At 28.3% G+C, this 18536-nt stretch carries 19 protein-coding genes; 8 read left to right on the forward strand and 11 right to left on the reverse strand.

Annotated elements, in window-relative coordinates; all coding sequences use genetic code 11:
- Positions 1 to 305: 305 nt before the first annotated feature.
- Positions 306 to 1028 carry a YebC/PmpR family DNA-binding transcriptional regulator gene (locus CRIB_RS09915; protein WP_180702214.1) on the reverse strand — a complete coding sequence of 241 codons (723 nt, stop codon included), beginning with the start codon at positions 1026 to 1028 and terminating at the stop codon, positions 306 to 308.
- A gap of 138 nt (positions 1029 to 1166) precedes the next feature.
- The gene (gene nadE, locus CRIB_RS09920) at positions 1167 to 1922 is read right to left on the reverse strand and encodes an NAD(+) synthase (RefSeq protein ID WP_180702215.1); all 756 of its coding nucleotides are present in this window, start codon (positions 1920 to 1922) and stop codon (positions 1167 to 1169) included.
- 336 nt (positions 1923 to 2258) lie between these two features.
- Here nadE and CRIB_RS09925 point away from each other — a divergent pair, with 336 nt between their 5' ends.
- The 4 genes from CRIB_RS09925 to CRIB_RS09940 all read left to right on the forward strand — a co-directional run bounded on the left by CRIB_RS09925 (position 2259) and on the right by CRIB_RS09940 (position 4987).
- Positions 2259 to 3536, forward strand: a complete 1278-nt coding sequence (locus CRIB_RS09925) for a DUF1576 domain-containing protein (RefSeq protein WP_180702216.1) — start codon at positions 2259 to 2261, stop codon at positions 3534 to 3536.
- A 5-nt stretch (positions 3537 to 3541) separates the two neighbouring features.
- Entirely contained in the window at positions 3542 to 3898 is a 357-nt protein-coding gene (locus tag CRIB_RS09930) for a hypothetical protein (RefSeq protein WP_180702217.1), read from the forward strand.
- A 334-nt stretch (positions 3899 to 4232) separates the two neighbouring features.
- Positions 4233 to 4610, forward strand: a complete 378-nt coding sequence (locus tag CRIB_RS09935; RefSeq protein ID WP_334293956.1) for a sulfite exporter TauE/SafE family protein — start codon at positions 4233 to 4235, stop codon at positions 4608 to 4610.
- Positions 4610 to 4987: a sulfite exporter TauE/SafE family protein gene (locus tag CRIB_RS09940; RefSeq protein WP_180702219.1), complete on the forward strand. Its 378-nt coding sequence runs from the start codon at positions 4610 to 4612 to the stop codon at positions 4985 to 4987. Before CRIB_RS09935 ends, CRIB_RS09940 begins: the two co-directional genes overlap by 1 nt.
- 293 nt (positions 4988 to 5280) lie before the next feature.
- On the opposite strand, the gene CRIB_RS09945 is transcribed toward CRIB_RS09940, so the two are convergent.
- From CRIB_RS09945 to hflX, 4 genes are all read right to left on the reverse strand, one after another.
- Positions 5281 to 5925 (reverse strand): YigZ family protein, encoded by a 645-nt coding sequence (locus CRIB_RS09945; RefSeq protein ID WP_180702220.1) that lies wholly within the window; start codon positions 5923 to 5925, stop codon positions 5281 to 5283.
- 295 nt (positions 5926 to 6220) lie between these two features.
- Positions 6221 to 6661 carry an NUDIX hydrolase gene (locus CRIB_RS09950; protein ID WP_180702221.1) on the reverse strand — a complete coding sequence of 147 codons (441 nt, stop codon included), beginning with the start codon at positions 6659 to 6661 and terminating at the stop codon, positions 6221 to 6223.
- Positions 6662 to 6923: 262 nt separating this feature from the next.
- Positions 6924 to 7586, reverse strand: coding sequence for a HEAT repeat domain-containing protein (locus tag CRIB_RS09955; protein WP_180702222.1), 663 nt, complete (start codon positions 7584 to 7586; stop codon positions 6924 to 6926).
- 8 nt (positions 7587 to 7594) lie between these two features.
- Positions 7595 to 8878 (reverse strand): GTPase HflX, encoded by a 1284-nt coding sequence (hflX, locus tag CRIB_RS09960; RefSeq protein WP_180702223.1) that lies wholly within the window; start codon positions 8876 to 8878, stop codon positions 7595 to 7597.
- Positions 8879 to 9009: 131 nt separating this feature from the next.
- Between hflX and CRIB_RS09965 the strand changes: the two genes are divergently transcribed.
- Positions 9010 to 9273, forward strand: a complete 264-nt coding sequence (locus tag CRIB_RS09965) for a cysteine-rich small domain-containing protein (RefSeq protein WP_180702224.1) — start codon at positions 9010 to 9012, stop codon at positions 9271 to 9273.
- Between the two features lie 23 nt (positions 9274 to 9296).
- Here the strand turns inward: CRIB_RS09965 and CRIB_RS09970 are convergent, their stop codons facing one another.
- The 4 genes from CRIB_RS09970 to CRIB_RS09985 form a co-directional block, all read right to left on the reverse strand.
- On the reverse strand, positions 9297 to 9926 hold the full coding sequence (locus CRIB_RS09970; protein ID WP_180702225.1) for a TIGR01906 family membrane protein: 630 nt from the start codon (positions 9924 to 9926) through the stop codon (positions 9297 to 9299).
- 25 nt (positions 9927 to 9951) lie between these two features.
- On the reverse strand, positions 9952 to 11502 hold the full coding sequence (locus CRIB_RS09975) for an ABC-F family ATP-binding cassette domain-containing protein (protein ID WP_180702226.1): 1551 nt from the start codon (positions 11500 to 11502) through the stop codon (positions 9952 to 9954).
- A 97-nt stretch (positions 11503 to 11599) separates the two neighbouring features.
- The gene (locus CRIB_RS09980; RefSeq protein ID WP_180702227.1) at positions 11600 to 12307 is read right to left on the reverse strand and encodes a zinc dependent phospholipase C family protein; all 708 of its coding nucleotides are present in this window, start codon (positions 12305 to 12307) and stop codon (positions 11600 to 11602) included.
- Positions 12308 to 12325: 18 nt separating this feature from the next.
- Entirely contained in the window at positions 12326 to 13120 is a 795-nt protein-coding gene (locus tag CRIB_RS09985; protein ID WP_180702228.1) for an N-acetylmuramoyl-L-alanine amidase, read from the reverse strand.
- Between the two features lie 162 nt (positions 13121 to 13282).
- Between CRIB_RS09985 and CRIB_RS09990 the strand changes: the two genes are divergently transcribed.
- Together CRIB_RS09990 and CRIB_RS09995 are read left to right on the forward strand one after the other, a co-directional pair.
- Positions 13283 to 13648, forward strand: coding sequence for a hypothetical protein (locus CRIB_RS09990; RefSeq protein WP_180702229.1), 366 nt, complete (start codon positions 13283 to 13285; stop codon positions 13646 to 13648).
- Between the two features lie 327 nt (positions 13649 to 13975).
- Positions 13976 to 14965 (forward strand): SpoIVB peptidase S55 domain-containing protein, encoded by a 990-nt coding sequence (locus CRIB_RS09995; protein WP_180702230.1) that lies wholly within the window; start codon positions 13976 to 13978, stop codon positions 14963 to 14965.
- A gap of 51 nt (positions 14966 to 15016) precedes the next feature.
- Here the strand turns inward: CRIB_RS09995 and yunB are convergent, their stop codons facing one another.
- On the reverse strand, positions 15017 to 15694 hold the full coding sequence (gene yunB / locus CRIB_RS10000) for a sporulation protein YunB (RefSeq protein WP_243633515.1): 678 nt from the start codon (positions 15692 to 15694) through the stop codon (positions 15017 to 15019).
- 232 nt (positions 15695 to 15926) lie between these two features.
- On the opposite strand from yunB, the gene CRIB_RS10005 reads away from it, so the two are divergent.
- Positions 15927 to 18533 (forward strand): transglycosylase domain-containing protein, encoded by a 2607-nt coding sequence (locus CRIB_RS10005; protein ID WP_243633517.1) that lies wholly within the window; start codon positions 15927 to 15929, stop codon positions 18531 to 18533.
- Positions 18534 to 18536: the final 3 nt, after the last annotated feature.

Consider the following 18536-nt stretch of genomic DNA (forward strand, 5'->3'; position numbering starts at 1 on the left):
TATATTACATTATATATGCACAATGTCTTATACTTATCTAATATCTTTTATTAAGTCATCTAATAACATAGAAAATAGCCTCCTTCATTAAGTTTCTATTCTTGTTTAATCAAGACTTTTAACTTAACAAATGAGGCTATTTAAATGACTTCATATATCGTTAATTTGTCATAGTAAAAATTATTGAATATTGGTATATATGTCATAAAAAATTGATTTTCACTTCATATTTCCCTATAATTTCAATTATCATTTCACTGCTAAAACTATTGTAAATACTAGCTTTAACTGTTTATATATTGCTATTATTCAGCTATTTCCCAGTTATGATAAACATTTTGAACATCATCATCATCTTCTAACATATCAACTAACTTGTTCATCATTTTTAATTGAGTTTCATCAGTTAATTCTGTAGTTGTTTGAGGTATTAACTTAACATCTGCAGATATAAATTCATATCCCTTAGCTTGTAATTCATCTCTAACTGCTGCAAAATCTTCTGGTGCAGTAACTACTTCATATCCATCTTCTTCTGCTATGAAATCTTCCGCTCCCGCTTCTAACGCAACTTCCATTAATTCATCTTCAGATACATCGTCGTTAGCTTCTATTAATATTTGTCCTTTGTTATCGAACATAAATGATACACATCCGCTAGTTCCTAAGTTACCACCATTCTTATCGAAGTAGTATCTTACATTACCAGCAGTTCTATTTTTGTTATCAGTTAAAGTTTCAACTATAACAGCAACTCCACCTGGTCCGTATCCTTCATAAACTATTGTTTCATAGTTTTCGTTAGCTCCAGCTCCAGCACCTTTTGCTACAGCTCTGTCTATATTATCATTAGGCATATTATCAGCTTTAGCTTTTTCTATAGCTGTTTTTAATGCTGCATTATAATCAGGGTTTCCTCCACCTTCTTTAGCTGCAACAGCTATCGCTCTAGCATGTTTAGTGAATATTTTAGCTCTTTTAGCATCTTGTTTACCTTTTTTGTTTATTATATTTCCTATACGTCCCATAATTTCCACTCCTTAATACGTATAATTAATTTATATATCTTAGGGTTATTGTTTACATATTTACCCATATTATTAATTAATATCTAGATATTTTATCTTTCCATTGTAAATTTTAACATAAATATTTATTTTAGTAAATTAGAACTTAGGTGGTGCTGATGCTGTATGTCTTTTATGCTCACTTATTCTATGCAATCTTGCTATCACCTCTTGATCTTTTTGTGGCACTTCATCTAGTCTTCCTTCAATAACCGCATCTATCATATCATAAGTTGTTCCCATTTCTATTTCATCAGTTTGACCTTCCCAAAGTCCAGCAGATGGCGCTTTATTTATTATATCATTGTGAACTCCAAGTACTCTAGCCCATTCATATACTTCTCTCTTTGTAAGATTTGCTAACGGTATTAAATCAACTCCACCATCACCATGTTTAGTAAAATATCCTGTATGTATTTCAGCAGCATTATCCGTTCCTACAACTAAGTATCCTAGATTGTTAGCTACAGTATAAACAGTACTCATTCTAACCCTTGCTCTTAAATTTGCATCTGTCATTTTTAAATTATCTTCTTTATATAATTTTTTCTCTTTTAACTTAGATGTAACTTGTTCAAGTATCATATTTTGCTCAGTGGTAAGATCTAAGTCAATATAATCTATATTGCATCCATTTATAACTTTAAGTGCATCTTCCCTATCCTTTGGATTACTTTTTATGCTCATAATCACTCCCATAGAATTTTTAGGAAATGCTTTTTTTATTAAATATGCAACTACTGCTGAGTCTATCCCACCTGATACTCCAACTACAAGACCATTACAGTTAGCTTCTTTCACTTTTTCTCTTAACCACTCAACTGTCTTGTCTATTTTTAAATTTATTTCACTCATGTCCTTCTCCTCTCTTGATTAAAAAATATCAATAATTATATTATATCATAATCTATTTTTTAATTTTATTATATAATTAACTCGTTGTGCTAGTTAAATATGATTATTGAAAACACTAGAGCCTAGTAAACTATACTTTTATAGTTTAAAAACTTTATATAGTAATTTCAATATATTTAGTAAAATAACTAGCACAACAGATTAATTAGTGTCTTTAATGTATTTTATTTATATAATCTTTTACATTTATATATTATAAATGATATAATCTATGTAAATCTACTACATTCACCCAAATAAATTTAAATAGCTTTAGAATTAAAGAGGAGGATATGAATGTATATACACAAGTACCAAGAAAAAGAATTGCATAAAGAACAAAAACTCAAAATATTATTTATATTTCCACTAACATTTATGATTTTAGGAATACTATTTTCATATTTTGATGGTGAAACAAACTTAACATTATCATCTGGATTAAAAAATATTTTGAGTTCACCATCCATATTAATTACAGATTTCCTGTCTGTTGGTGGAATCGGTTCTACTTTTGTTAATGTTGCCTTAATTAGTTTTTATAATCTGTATTTATTAAAAAAATATAAATTAAGAATCAATGGACTTATCTTAGCTGCTTTTATGACCGTTATGGGGTTTTCATTTTTTGGAAAAAATATATTTAACATTATCCCAATATATATGGGAGGTTATTTATATAGTTATCATAAAAAAATAGATTTTAAAGATATAATAGTATCAATTATGTTTGCTACAGCTCTTGCACCTGTAATTAGTGAAATTAGCTTTTCCAATATGTTACCAAGTAAAATAGCTATTTTATTAGGTATTGGTGTTGGTATATTTATAGGATTTATAATCACACCACTAGCATCTCATATGGTAAAGTTTTATGATGGTTATAATATTTATAACCTTGGATTCACAGCAGGTATATTAGGTACTATACTAACAAGCGCTCTTAAAAGCCTTGATATTAAAATAGAATCTGTAAATATTTTATATTTAGAAAATAATATATTTTTAATATTAATATTAGCAGCAATGTTTATTTACTTGATTTGTATAGGTATCTCAGTAAATAAAAATACTTTAAATGAATATAAACATATCTTCAACTATAGTGGAAGAGTTGTTACAGATTACACTTTTTTAATGGGATATGGAGTAACTTTCTTTAATATGGGCCTTATGGGTTTACTTTCACTATCATTTGTACTTTTAATAGGTGGTGTCGTAAATGGTCCTGTAGTAGCAGGTATATTTACAGTCGTCGGATTTAGTGCTTTCGGAAAACATATAAAAAATTGTTTGCCTATTGTCTTAGGGGTAATAGTAACTGCATTATTTTTAGGACGTGATATATCATCAACAGGAGTTATTATAACTGTATTGTTTTCAACAACTTTAGCTCCTATAGCTGGAGTGTATGGTTATAAAATAGGATTTATCGCTGGAATATTACATTTCCTTTTAGCAACAAATGTTGGTATAATACACGGTGGAGTAAATTTATATAACAATGGATTTGCAGGTGGACTAGTTGCAGGTTTCTTACTACCTATACTCGATGCATTTGTAAAAAGGAGGTAACTTAATTGCAAAACGAAGTAAAAAAGATAACAAGATTAGTTGATGAAGTGACATCTTTATTAATGAGAAGCGGATCAAATGATATAAATGTTCGTATAAAAAGAGATTCAGAATTATCAACTATAACTATAATAGATTATAATTCAGCTTATCCAAATGATGAAATTTCATCTCTTAATGATGTTTTAAATATTCAAAGACAATGTGAAGTCGAAGAATTCTATTGGGAATTAATGGGTGATGATTCCCATGAAGATGAATTATTCTTAGTAGGTTCTATGGTGGATAAAGCTACAGTAAATAAAATAGATAACGATTTACACATAGTTATGTATAGATACTTAACAAAATTCAAGAAGTAAATTACCTTAATCTAAATATCATAACTATATAAAATAAAGAAGGTTAACTCCTATACGGAGTTAACCTTTTTTGTTCAAAATTTATAAGTTTATCTTCATCAATAGCAAAACTTTTTACAATTATATTTTGAATTATATCTATAATTTTTTGTAACTCATTCACTATATAATATTAAAATTAACTGATTTATTCATATATAATCACCACAACACTATATAATTGTCAGATTTTATACAGTTAAATTATAGTAGTTATTAATTAATTTCCTGTACAAATTTTATGATTAATTATATAAATATATTTTCTAATTTCTGCAAACACTATTAAAAGAAGGTGATTAAATTGAAAAATAAGCATTCTAGCTTTAATATTAAAAATTCTATAATAGGTATTTTTACAGGTTTTGTTAACGGAATATTTGGATCCGGTGGAGGTACTTTACTTGTACCTATACTAAATAATATCGTTAAAGTAGAAGAACATAAATCTCATGCTACAGCCCTTGCTATAATAATATTTTTAACTAGCGCTAGCTCAGTAATATACATTTCAAAAGGTACATATGATATTTCATTAACTTTAAAAGTAGCCATAGGAAGTATAATAGGAGGTATTTTAGGGGCTAAGCTTTTATCAAAAGTAACTGGTAAATTTCTTAGGATTACATTCGGAGCAATAATGATAATAGCAGCTATAAGGATGGTGTTTTAATGTTTTTAACTATATTAGGATTTCTTGCAGGTATTATTGGAGGTATGGGAATGGGTGGTGGAACGATATTGATTCCAGCACTAGTACTATTTGCACATATTGACCCTAAAATAGCACAAAGTGTAAATTTACTTTCATCTATACCTATGACCATATTTGCTTTGATAATACATATAAGAAATAAAAATGTCGTATTTTCATTAGTTATACCAATAGCTATATTCGGTGTTTTAGGTGCAATATGTGGCTCTTTTGTAGCTAATTACTTGTCTTCTGAAATTTTAAAGAAAGTTTTTGGTGGATTTTTATTAATAGTTGGTTGCATAGAAATAAAAAAAGGATTTTGTGACCAAAAAAAAGAAAAGTGTGGAAAATAATAACTAAAACTTAAAGTATTTATACAATAAAAACTAAAAAATATTTTTTAGTTTTTATTGTATATTATATTATAGTTTGATGGCAACACTTATCTCAATCGACGTATCAACAAAACACTTTATATCGTCAACGACTTCGTCTGTTGCTTGAGCCACTGCGTGGGTGAAGTATTTCAAAATCTTTTTTACTCTCAAAACCAATTTGTTGATATTACTTACATTCAGAATTTATCCACATTTTTTTAATATTATAATATCCTTAAGCGTAAAAAATAGGTTATATACAACCTATTTTATAATATTATATTTCCATTTTGCTCCGATAAATAAAACTCTTCACCTAGATTTATTTCAGCTGTAGCGCTTGTTATATCAATCATTCTATCGGTTAGAACTTTCACTTCTTCCAATCTTGAATATACTATTATTTCTACATTATCTTCATATATTATATCTTTAACAAAATAATTCATATTCATTATTTCATTTTGTACTTTTCCAAGTTGATTATAATCTATCTTAATCCTAACTTCTCTATACATTACTTTTTCTATTACTTTTGCAGCATCTATTCCAATTTTAGCACCTTTAGTATAAGCTCTAACTAATCCTCCGGCACCTAACTTAACTCCACCAAAATATCTCGTTACAACAACTACAACATCTCTTAAATCTTCCTTTTTTATAACTTCTAAAGTTGGAATTCCTGCTGTACCTTGTGGTTCACCATCATCACTATATCTTTGTATATTCATAGTTTTTCCAACAGTATATGCCCATACATTATGAGTAGCATCTTTATGCTTTTTCTTTATTTCATTTATAAATTCAATAGCTTCTTCTTCTGTTTTTATAGGTTTTGCATATCCAATAAAAGTAGATTTTTCTATTATAATTTCATCCATTCCAAACTCATGTAATGTTTTATATGTACTCATTTATATCCTCCAACTTATCTAAATAAACTTCTATTGTTATTATAGCCAATATATTTTTTAGGTACAACTTTAAATAAAATTTGATTTACTTGATCGAAGTGTCGTCGAAGCATTTCATGTCGCCAATTACTTTATCTGTTGTTTAAGCCACTATGTGAACGAAGCATTTAAAAATATTTTTCACGCTCAAAACTAGTTTATTTATATTAGGAAATTATCCATAATTTTCAAAGTATTATAATATCCTTGAGCGTAAAAAAAAGAAAGGATATATCCTTTCTTTTTTATTAATATCTTAAGTTGTAGCTAACCCATCTTCTATATTATTTTTTCTTAGCTTTTTATACTTCTTATATGAAATATCCACTAAAGATTTTTCTTGACTATGAGTTAGCATATCTATAGCTTCTTTAACTTTATAAAAACCACCATCAGTAAACTCATCATTTAGCACATAATCATTACAGTCAGTTTGCATTATATACCATGTGATAGCATTACATACTTCTTGTTGTCTACTTCTTGAAAAAAATTGGTACATTGTATTACCAGCAGTTTCTAAAATACTAGCATCTACCCCTGTTTCATCTTTAACCCTTGAAACTGCACTAGAATGTTTTAATTCATCTTGGTGTATTTTTCCTTTTGGTAAAGTCCATTCTCCTCTGTCATTCTTAATAAGTAACACCTTATTAGCATAAAACACTACTCCACCTGCACAATGTCTTACTATCATTTAAACCCCTCCTATTAACCATCTTTTTGGATTTAAGAAATTTATGATTTATTTGATTTTAGTTGTACTATAAATTTCAATCGCTATACTTGAAATTATTTGCTAAGATGTTACTATAAGAATTTATGTATTTCTTAATTCTCATAAACCCTCTTTACGCTCTAACCCTCAAGTTAAGCGAATTTTTATATTAACTTTTGGAGATACACTATAGATAAATATCTTACTTTAATGAATTATATGTTAAATAAAACTAAATATGTTAAATATCTTCTTCTAATGTACTTATTGCTTCTTCATATGCTCTTAGTACATACTCTTTTTCAAAATTTTTCTTATTTCTAAGTTGTTTTAACATCTTTAAGCTATTTTTATTACCTATTTTAGCAAGAGCTTTCGCACAGTATTGTCTTGTTTGAGGATTACTATCATAAAGTCCTCTTTGTAAGTACTCTCTACTACTTTGAGATTCTATTTTTCTAAGTGCTGAATATGTTATTCTCCTTACATCAGAGTGTCTATGGCTCGTAAGAGGATGTAGTAATGTTAAAAATCTTTCATCCTTTAACTCACCTGTGGCCCATATTAATATCATTAAGTCCTCTGCATTTTTTTCAGTAATTATTCTTTTATATAGCTTTCTTTTAAAATCTAGTATTCTTTCTTCATTTAGATTATCCATAAATTTCAGCCTATCATTTTTATTAAGAACTAAAAATTTATCTATAACATCCTTAGACAATTCTACTTTGTCTTTTAGCATAGATTTTATTTCTAGCTTAGCTTTTATTAATTGATCATTTACTTGAGAAATTGATAGATTTCTTATTTTACTGATTTGAGATACGGTCCTAGATTCTTTATATAGAAGATATGTTATATAATGATCTTCTAACTTGTCTATATTATCCCAACTTATATTCATAATGCTCCCTACTTTTCTAAAATATAATCTATATATATATTATAGTCTTCTTCTTCTAAATTTACATCTAGCGTTATTCCATTTTCTACATATTCAAAGTTCTCTATATTATATTTATTTTTTAGCCTACTAAATATATCTCCTCTTTCATAAGGTAACATTAAAGTTACATCATAAGTATTTTTCATTATATTATCTTGTATAATTTCTATTAACTTATCCATATTTATACCTTTTTTAGCAGATATATATACTATATCATCATGATTTTTAGGATAGATATCTAGTTCTAATCGGTCTATCTTATTATACACAAGCACAGTTGGCTTAGTATCTGCACCTAATTCCTTAAGTACTTTCTCTGTAGTACTTTTTTGTAATTCATAGTTTGAATTTGTTGCATCTATTACATGTAAAATTAGGTCTGCATATTGAACTTCTTCTAAAGTTGCTTTAAATGCTTCTACTAAATCATGAGGAAGTTTACTTACAAATCCAACTGTATCTACAACTAAAAACTCTTTTTTATTAGGTAATAGCGCTTTTCTTAAAGTTACATCAAGAGTTGCAAATAACATATCTTTTGCCATTACTTCTTTTTCTACATCATAATCTTTATGAGTCTTTATAAGTTCATTTAATAAAGTTGATTTACCTGCATTTGTGTATCCAACAAGTGCTACTATAGGTATACTAGATTTTAAACGTTGAACTCTTTGCGTTTCTCTTATTTTTTTAACTTCTCTAAGCTCACGTCTTATATCAGCAGCTTTATTAAGTATATTTCTTTTATCTATTTCAAGTTTTTGTTCACCTGGACCCCTAGTACCTATACCAGCTCCAGTTCTACTCATTTGACCACCCATTCCATATAATCTAGGTAATCGATAATTTAATTGTGCTAACTCAACTTGTAGTTTTCCTTCTTTGCTAAGTGCTCTCTGAGCAAATATATCAAGTATTAGTGTAGTTCTGTCTATAATTTTTATTCCTACTACCTCTTCTATATTTCTTATATGAGCTCCTGATAACTCATCATTAAAAATAACTACTGTAGCTCCTAATGAATCACTATATGCCTTTATTTCCTCTACTTTTCCCTTTCCTACATAAAATGCAGCATCTCTAGATTGTCTATTTTGAATCAAACTTCCTACAACTTCTGCTCCTGCAGCTTTTGCTAATTCTTTTAATTCTGCCATGGATTCATTTATATCTATATCATCAATTTTTCTTGCTGTAGATGTGATATTAAGCCCTACAAGCAAAGCTCTTTCTTTTTTTTCTTCCATAAGTAACACCTCGTTTATAGATTTGTATAATATTTTTAGTATTATATTGTACTTTTATTTTTCTTATTATATCATTAATGTAAATGTTTAGTATAATTATATTAATATTGTAAAACTAAGGAGATAATAATATGAGTGATAATTATAAATTTTTTAACCATAAAAAATGCGAATTCTTTCCTTGCCATAAAACTGATAATCCAAATGAATTTAATTGCTTATTTTGCTACTGTCCCTTATACGCTTTAGGTAAAAATTGCGGTGGTAATTTTAAATATACAGATAAGGGTATAAAAGACTGCTCTAATTGTTTATTACCTCATAATAAGAATAATTACGATTATATTATGAGTAAGTTTCAAGATATTATTAAGATTGCTGCAATTAATGATTAGTATATTTTTTAAAAGAGAGCAGATTACTGCTCTCTTTTTAAAAGTCTATATATTAAGTAATTAGTTAAGCTAGCTATAATTATAAGAATCAAAATCATAAGACCTGCATGAAAAAAAAATTCTTCAGGTAAAATATTTATTACAGGATCTAAGTTAGGATCAAATATCCAATAATCATTATTAAACATTATCTTGTGAAATAGTACAAAACTACCATCAAAATTCACAACTATAGGCAAAATTAATATTAACGGTATTAATATTAATGCTCTTGATGTAATTTTCAAAAACTCAATATTTTTATTTAGTATATTTATTACTAATCCTATTACAGACAGTACCAATGATATATTGAATATCTTATTTAATATTTGAAATATATCTCTAACTTCTTCAAAGTGAATTTTACCATTCTCTGAAGATTTTATACTTGGCAATTCAAATTCCTTCTTATCTTTATCTAAGTTATAATCAATCATATAGTCATAGTTCTTTTTTATGTCTTCTTTAGATAAACCCGATAAAGTAGGTATATTTAAATAATCTATATCAAAATAATAAAGTTGCTTAAATCCTACAGTAAATTTTACTATTGTACTTATAATTAATACACTAAAAATAACTGAGAATATTACATTAATATTTTTTTTCATATATTCAATACTCCAAGGTATCCTGTTATACTATTTTAGTTGTAAAATCCTCTATATTCCATACGTCATCTACTATATCCATATAAAATTCTGGCTCATGACATACTAAAAGTACAGTTCCTTTAAACTCTTTTATCGCCTTTTTAAGTTCATCTTTTGCCTCTACATCTAAGTGATTTGTAGGTTCGTCTAGAACTAGTAAGTTTATATCCTTTAACATTATCTTACATAACCTTACCTTAGCTGCTTCTCCTCCACTTAAAACTCTCATTTGACTTGTTATGTGTTCATTTGTAAGACCACATTTAGCAAGGCTTTGTCTAACTTCAAAATTCGTAAGCCCTGGGAATTCTGCCCATACTTCATCCATCGGAGTATTATAATTATCCCTTGAACTTTCTTGTTCAAAATAACCAACTTCTAAATAATCTCCATGTTTTACCTCTCCATCAAATGGCTTTATTATTCCAAGTAATGTTTTTAACAATGTTGATTTTCCTATACCATTCATACCTTTTAAAGCTATCTTTTGGTTTCTTTCTAATATAAAGTTTAAAGGCTTAGTTAAAGCTTCATTATAACCTAAAACTAACTCATTCGTTTCAAATACAAATCTACTTGGAGTTCTAGCTTCCTTAAAAGCAAAAGTAGGCTTTATCTTTTCTTTCGGTCTTTCTAAAATCTCCATCTTGTCTAATTGCTTTTGTCTACTGTTTGCCATACCACGAGTAGCAACTCTAGCTTTATTTCTAGCTATAAAATCTTCTAGCCTTTTTCTTTCTTCAACTTGCTTGTCATAAGCTTGTTCTTCTTGACGTTTCTTTATTTCATTAAGTCTTACAAACTCATCATAGTTTCCTTTATATCTATTTAATTCTCCATTTTCCATATGATATATTACATTACAAGTATTATTTATAAATGGTATATCATGTGATACTAATACAAAACTATTTTCATATTCTTGAAGATATCTTGTTAACCAAGTTATATGTTCTTCATCTAAATAGTTAGTAGGCTCATCTAATATCAGTATTGTAGGATTTTCTAGCAATAATTTAGTAAGAAGAACTTTCGTTCTTTGACCTCCACTTAAATCAGTTACATCTCTATCTAATCCTATTTCTCCAAGACCTAATCCATTTGCTATCTCTTGAATCTTAGCATCTATCATGTAGAACCCGCTATTTTCTAAAATTGTTTGTATTTCTGCTGTTTCCTCCATAAGTTTAGCCATTTCCTCATCATTAGCTTCACCCATCTTATCATACATAGATAGCATTTCTTGCTCTAAATCAAACATTGATTTAAACGCTTCTCTTAATATATCTCTTATAGTCTTTCCTTTTTCAAGAACTGTATGTTGGTCTAAGTAACCTACACTAACTCTTGATGACCACTTTATATTTCCTGCATCTGGCATAAGTTTTTTTGTTATTATATTTAAAAAAGTTGATTTACCTTCTCCATTTGCTCCAACTAACGCTATATGTTCACCTTTTCTAAGTCTAAATGAAACATTTTCTAGTATAGTTCTAGCTCCGAAGCCATGACTTACATTTTCTACTACTAGCATTTTGACACCTCTTCATAAATTTTATCTATATTCTATACTATAATATATTCTTTTTTGACTTAAATCAAGTGCACTGCATATGTTACATTACCTTAATTTAAATATAAAGTAAATCATTATAAAACATAATCATACATCCTGCACTAGTTCTTTGAGCTAATTTTAAACTTTTTAAAGCTACTAGATAAAACTTTGTATCTAAATCATTTATATTTTTATACATATAATCTATTTTAAGAGCCGTTAATGAATTATGATTTGCATAATCTGCAACAGATTTCAATATTATAGGCTCTTCTCTACTCTTAAATCGATTTATTCTTCTATAATTTTCCTTAACATATGATTCAAATTGTCTATGATTATCAAATAATTTCCCTTTAGCGTGTTGTGGTACTGTTAAATCTTGAATTATATGACATGTAGCACCAAAGTAAAACATACTTTTATCATAATCTTCTAATGTAAAGTATTTCAAAGCTTTTAAATAATAACCTCTAGCTATAGTAAGTGCGTTATCCTCGTATCCATACATACCTTTTTCTTCTTTTGGATTATAAAAATGATGATAACATTTAAAATCTTGATCTGCCCATACCAAGCCTTCATCTATCTTAGATTTATATTCTTTAAATAGTTTATATTCGTCATTATAACCATTATAATTTAAAATTTCTAAAGCATTTTCTTGTATATATAAATGTACTTCACATTTAGTTTTTTTAATTGTTCTTTTAATAGGGCTTATTACTTTAAATGTACCAGTTAATGCTTTTGCATAGGCACTTTCTAGCTTACTTTTCATTGACATCACCTATATATTTTATTTATTTGTAAAATATTCATCAAGTCCATTAGATATAGCTTGCATTAACTTTCTTTGATATTCTGGATTTGACATCATTTGGTCTTCAGTATAATTGCTTAAAAATCCCATTTCTACTAAAACTACCGGAACTTGTGACCAATTAAATCCTGTTAAATCTCCTCTCTCAAATATTCCATTTACCTTTATACCTGCTTCCTTCATCTTATCACTAATTAGATTTGCACAATTTTTGCTATCTTCATATATAGCTGTTGTGTATTTACTTTCTTTCGCTGGTATCAGAATAGATGCACCTGTTTTTCCTGAATCATTTAAACTATCTGCATGTACTCTTACTACCATATCTGCTTTATTATTATTTGCAAATATAGCTCTTTCTGAGTTACTTATATTAACATCATGACTTTCTCTAGTCATTATTACTTTATATCCCTTATCTTCTAGTATATGTTTTAAAACTGTAGATGCTTCTAAATTTAATATATATTCTGGTTTTTTAGTAGCTACTCCTGTAGCTCCGGAAGATACCCTAGCTTTCTTAACATAAGAACCAGGCGCTACAGGTTCTGAATTGCTATCACCCTTTTCTTGGTGACCAGGGTCAATACATATTAGTATATCTTTTTCTACTTCTTTTTTACTTTCATTCTGTTCTTTCTTATCATCTACGATTATACCTTTACTAATTAAGTTACTAGCTTTATAAAGATTTTTAGCAAAATCCGAAGTCCCTATAATTCCTATAGATACTGCTATTATAATACCTACTAATACTCTATATTTTTTCATATGATCGTTCCCTTCTTGTTATAAAATTTTAAGTCTGATTCATAGAATATTATCTCCATTATCTATAATTTTTATAAACAGTAGATAAATTTAGAATTTGTTATAGTTTTTATTTTTTAAATACAAGCATATATATTTTATATATTATTTTTAGGAGGTTTTATGAAAAAGGTAATCTCAAAAAATATGAAGCGAAATCAGAATTCACCTAGTTCTAAGCTATGTGCTTTTAGCTCATTAGACTATATTGTTTTAGCATCTACATTAGCTGTGGCGTTAGGTGAGGAACTTAGCTCTAATGATATAAATATATTGGCTACCTTTTTTGCGGTTTTATCTGATGAACTGGCTTTAATAGCTGCGGTTGATGCATGCCCATCTTCTAATGAAAATGATGATACATTTCCAGCACCAACTCCAGATGTCGCTATGACTAGATCAAAAATAAATAATACAGGATGTAAAAATAATCCTTATAAGAAAAAAATAATTAAAAAAAGAATAAAACGAAAAAAAACACTTGATTAAATTTAATTTTATTAAGTGTTTTTTTGTTTTATATTACATACTCTTCCTTCATTTATTTTTTAACTTTATTATTCTTATATATTTCATTAACATAATTCGATATTTATCTCACTAAATATCTAATCTATTATTTTTTAATTCTATTTTTGTATGATATAATTTCTAATTTTCTGACTTATTTATTATTTTTGTAATCTACGGTTATTCTTCTTCTGTTTTCCAAGCATTAAAATATTATTAATGCAAAATATAATATTAAATAAAAGCACCACGACTTATAAACCATGTGACAAAAATTCGACTTATTTGACGAAAGGATGGTGTTTTATGTTTTATAAAAATAGTAGAAAAAAAACTATCAATACAAAATTTTCATTAATTGCATGTTTGTTATTTTTATTATATTTTTTCTCAAATAATTTAATTTATGCAGCATCAATTACAAATACTGAAAATGATTTTTTAATTCCTATTGGTAACATACTTCATATAGAAGCTCAATTAGAAAATGTAATTGTTCGAAGTTGTATAAAAGATTCGCCTTTTGCGTTAGGTGACGAAATATTAAATATAAATAATAGTACAATTAATAACTATTGTGACTTTTCAAATATTCTAAATGCGTTACCTAATAACACGAATATTGTTGAGGTTACTTTAAAAAGAAATGATCATATTGTAAACATAAAAACTGTAAAAGAAAAATTAGAAGAAATAAACTCTACTGATAGTATATCTGGATTTGCTACTTTAACTTATATAGATCCAATTAGCAAAAAATTTGGTGCTGTAGCTCATCCAATAAGTTTAGGAAATTCGAGAAAAATTAAGATAAAAGAAGGCTATATTTCAACTACTTCTAACTTAAATATAGAAAAATCATATAGAGGAAGTGTTGGTTGTATTAGTGCTCAACCTAAAGATTATATAGGTAAATTTACAGATAATACAGACTTTGGTATCAAAGGAGACGTAGCAACATTTGATATATCTCAATATGAAAAATATAAAATAGCTTCATTAAATGAAGTCAAAAGAGGAAAAGCTCAAATAATTTTACAAACTAGTGATGAAGGTTGTAAAAAATTTGATATTGAAATTTTAAATATTGAAAATCAGAAAAACCCAAAATCTAAAACTTTTAAAATTCGCATAATTGATAAAGAACTTTTACAACTTACAGGAGGAATAGTTCAAGGTATGAGCGGAACTCCTATAGTACAAGATGATAAAATTATAGGTGCTATTTCACATGCAGTAGAAAATGATCCAACTACTGGATATGCCGTTTTTATTAAATGGATGGTCGGTAAATAGTAGAATTAATAAAGAAGTGACTAATCAACTTTTAGTCACTTCTTTAAGATATTAATCATGTAACATATTAGGTAGAATTTCTTGTGGTACATTAATATAACTTTCTGGAACTTCTCCCACTATTATAGTTTCACATATTGGAATTTGTGCTTTTACTTCCTTAGTTGATGTAGTAAGAGGTATAACTACTTTTACTTGAGTTTTAGCCTCTAAATAAATTCTATGTCTAGTTTGATTTATACCTGCTGACTCAAAACTAGTTTTAAAATTAACAGATACATTTCCTATAGGTTCTATTGATACTTTTAACTGAGGTCCATACTTGGCTAGTATAGGACTTTTTAAAGCAGTTCCTATTGGTATATATGCTGTTGTAGTTTTTACTTGTTTTAATTCATTCTGTATTTCTAATGCAACATCTGATGCTATTTGATTCATTAAAATAGTATTTGATTGTATCATAGATATTTTACCTTGAGAATCTAATTTTGTATATATTAAGTCTGAGTAATCTATTTTGTCTTTAACAATTTCACCAACTGCTTTATTTATAGATCTATTGGCAAGCTCTATAGCTTTGGTTTCAGCAAGAACTGTAATAGTTGGTCTAAGACTATTATCAACATATATAAAACTTCCTATAAATACAGATACTATAAATATCATTATAAATGTAACTATAATTCTTTTAAAATCTCCTAATTTGGAGTCTATTAATCTTTTCCCCAAAATAATCCCCCTTATTATTTTATGTTAGAGTGTATTATAGTATTTTCTTATTTTTAAATATTTTATATCTTATATACATCTTCCACATATTTTTAGTATATAAGTAAAAAATAATTAATAGTATAAATTTAGGATAGATATATAAAGTTACATGCATTCTATTTTATGTATTAATTAGAAAATAATGAGTATATGTGGTATAATATTGCATTAGGTAAGGAGGTTAAGCTTAATGAGTAATGATAACAATGGAAATAACAATAAAATAAGAAGAAAAAAAGTAAGTTCTTCTAATAGTAAAAGTACTACTTCTAAAAGTACTAACTCTAATTCTCCTAAAACTAAGTCTTCCAAAACTAAATCTTCTAAAAAGAAAGATAAATTTAAAGCACTTAGAGTAACAGGAATAGTAATTTTAGCTATGCTAGTATGCTTGTCTGCAATAGGAACAGGTTTAGTATTTGCATCCTTAAGAGATGTTAAGCCAGTTACTAAAGCGCTCTTAGATGAAGAGACTTACCGAACAACTGAAATTAGATATGCTAATGGAGAATTATTATCCAATGCTCCTAGTGTAAATAAAAAAGACCCTATTAAAATCGATCAGATGCCAAAGGATATAATAAATGCAGTTGTTTCAATTGAAGACGAAAGATTTTATGAACATAATGGTGTAGACATAAAAGGGTTGTTAAGATCTGTTGTCAAGACTTTATCAGGTAATAAACAAGGTGGTAGTACAATACCTATGCAGGTATCTAAAATGTTACTAACTACAGATAAGCAAACTTTAACTCGTAAAATCAAGGATATCTATTATGCTTATGAAATGAGTAAAACTCTAACTAAAAATGAAATTCTTGAGGCTTACTTAAATAACTTTTTCGTAGGTAGAGGTCTTGCAGGGGTGCAAGCTGGTGCAAACGGATACTTTAGCAAAGATGCAAAAGACCTTACACTTTCCGAGTGTGCGCTGCTAGCAGGATCTACAAAAAATCCATCAAGTTATGCTGCTTATGCAAGTTCTAAACTTGACGGAACAGAAGAGAAAAGTGATGTAGAATCTAGACTCTTATTCTATATTAATACTGCTGATGATAATCTTGATGATCCTACGCAAGTTGAACTTGATATGGTTGATAAATTAAATGAATGGGGATTAATACCTAGCCAAGATACATATAAACAATTAAAATCAGGAACTATGGTTGTAAGAAAAGCTGTTAGCAACCCAAAAGCCATAGAAAGAAGAAACATTGTTTTAGGAAAAATGTTAGAGCTTGGATATATTTCTCAATCAGAATATAATGAAGCCGTAGCTGAACCTATAAATATAAAACTACCTAAAGCTGCAGATAAAGTATCATCTTCAGTAGAAGATCTTATAGAATATAAAGTAATAGACGCTTTAGTTGAACAAGGACATACAAAAGATGAAGCTTATAATATGTTCTATAATGGTGGTTTAAGAATAGATACTACAATAGATCCAACTATGCAAGAAACTTTAGAAAAAGAATATGAAAATGATAACAACTTCCCTAATTCTAGAGTTGATTCTGATGGATCACATCAGCCTCAATCTTCTATGGTTATTTTAGATTACAGGACTGGTCAAATAAAAGCTTTAGTAGGTGGTAGACATATTACAGGAAGAAAAACCTTAAACAGAGCAACTACACCTCAGCAACCTGGTTCTACCATAAAGCCTTTATCTGTATATACTCCAGCCATAGATACTTTAAAAATAACTCAATCCACTGCTGTAAGTGATGCTATGGGCGGATATAAGTTTAAGGATAATAATAGATGGAATCCTAAAACTACTACAAGTGGTTCAGGTTCTATGAGTTTACGTAAAGCTTTAGCATATTCTTCTAATACAATTGCCGCCAAAACTGCAGAAATGTTAGGTAGCACTTATGAAGAATGTGTAGATATAATGATTGGCTACTTAAGAGAGTTTGGTATAACAACTCTACAATCCGATTCAATGGATAGATCATTCGCATCTTTAACTCTTGGAGGTATGTCTCAAGGTGTCTCTCCACTTGAAATGGCTGCAGCTTATGGTACTTTAGCTAATGGAGGTACTTATATAGAACCAACAATATTTACTACAATTTCTACTTATGATGGTCAACTTATAGTAAAAAATACACCAGAAGAACATAGGGTTGTAGATGCTGAAGTAGCTTATGTGTTAACTGATATGCTACAAGCAGTTGTTACAGAAGGTACTGGAAAAAAAGCTGCATTATCAAACGGAATGCCAGTTGCTGGTAAGACAGGTACGACTAATAACTCTTTAGATGCATGGTTTGTGGGATATACTCCTTACTATGTTGGTGCTACTTATATTGGTGATGATGCTGGTAGAAAAAATCCAAACGGTAATACAATCTCTAGAAAAAGTATTTCTGGTGGTAGTGGATCTGCAGCGAAGCTATGGTCTACAGTAATGGATAAAATCCACAAAAATTTAACTAAAACTAAATTTAAAGTCCCTAAAAATATATACTTTGCAAGAATAAACTTAATAGATGGTGGAAGATCTTCTTCTGGTTCTAATGCTGCATTTATAACAGGAACAGGACCAAGCAGATATACTTCTCAATCAACTAAGCCATCAAAAACTGAAGAAAATAATTCTCAAACAGAAACTCCGACTACACCAGAAGCTCCGACTACACCAGAAACTCCGACTACACCAGAAACTCCTACTACACCGGAAACTCCTACTACACCGGAAGTTCCTACTACACCGGAAGCTCCTACTACACCGGAAGTTCCAGCTACACCAGAAGCTCCGGCTACACCAGAAGCTCCGGTACAGTAAAAT

This window comes from Romboutsia ilealis (genome assembly GCF_900015215.1).
In the GTDB taxonomy this organism is placed as follows: domain Bacteria; phylum Bacillota; class Clostridia; order Peptostreptococcales; family Peptostreptococcaceae; genus Romboutsia; species Romboutsia ilealis.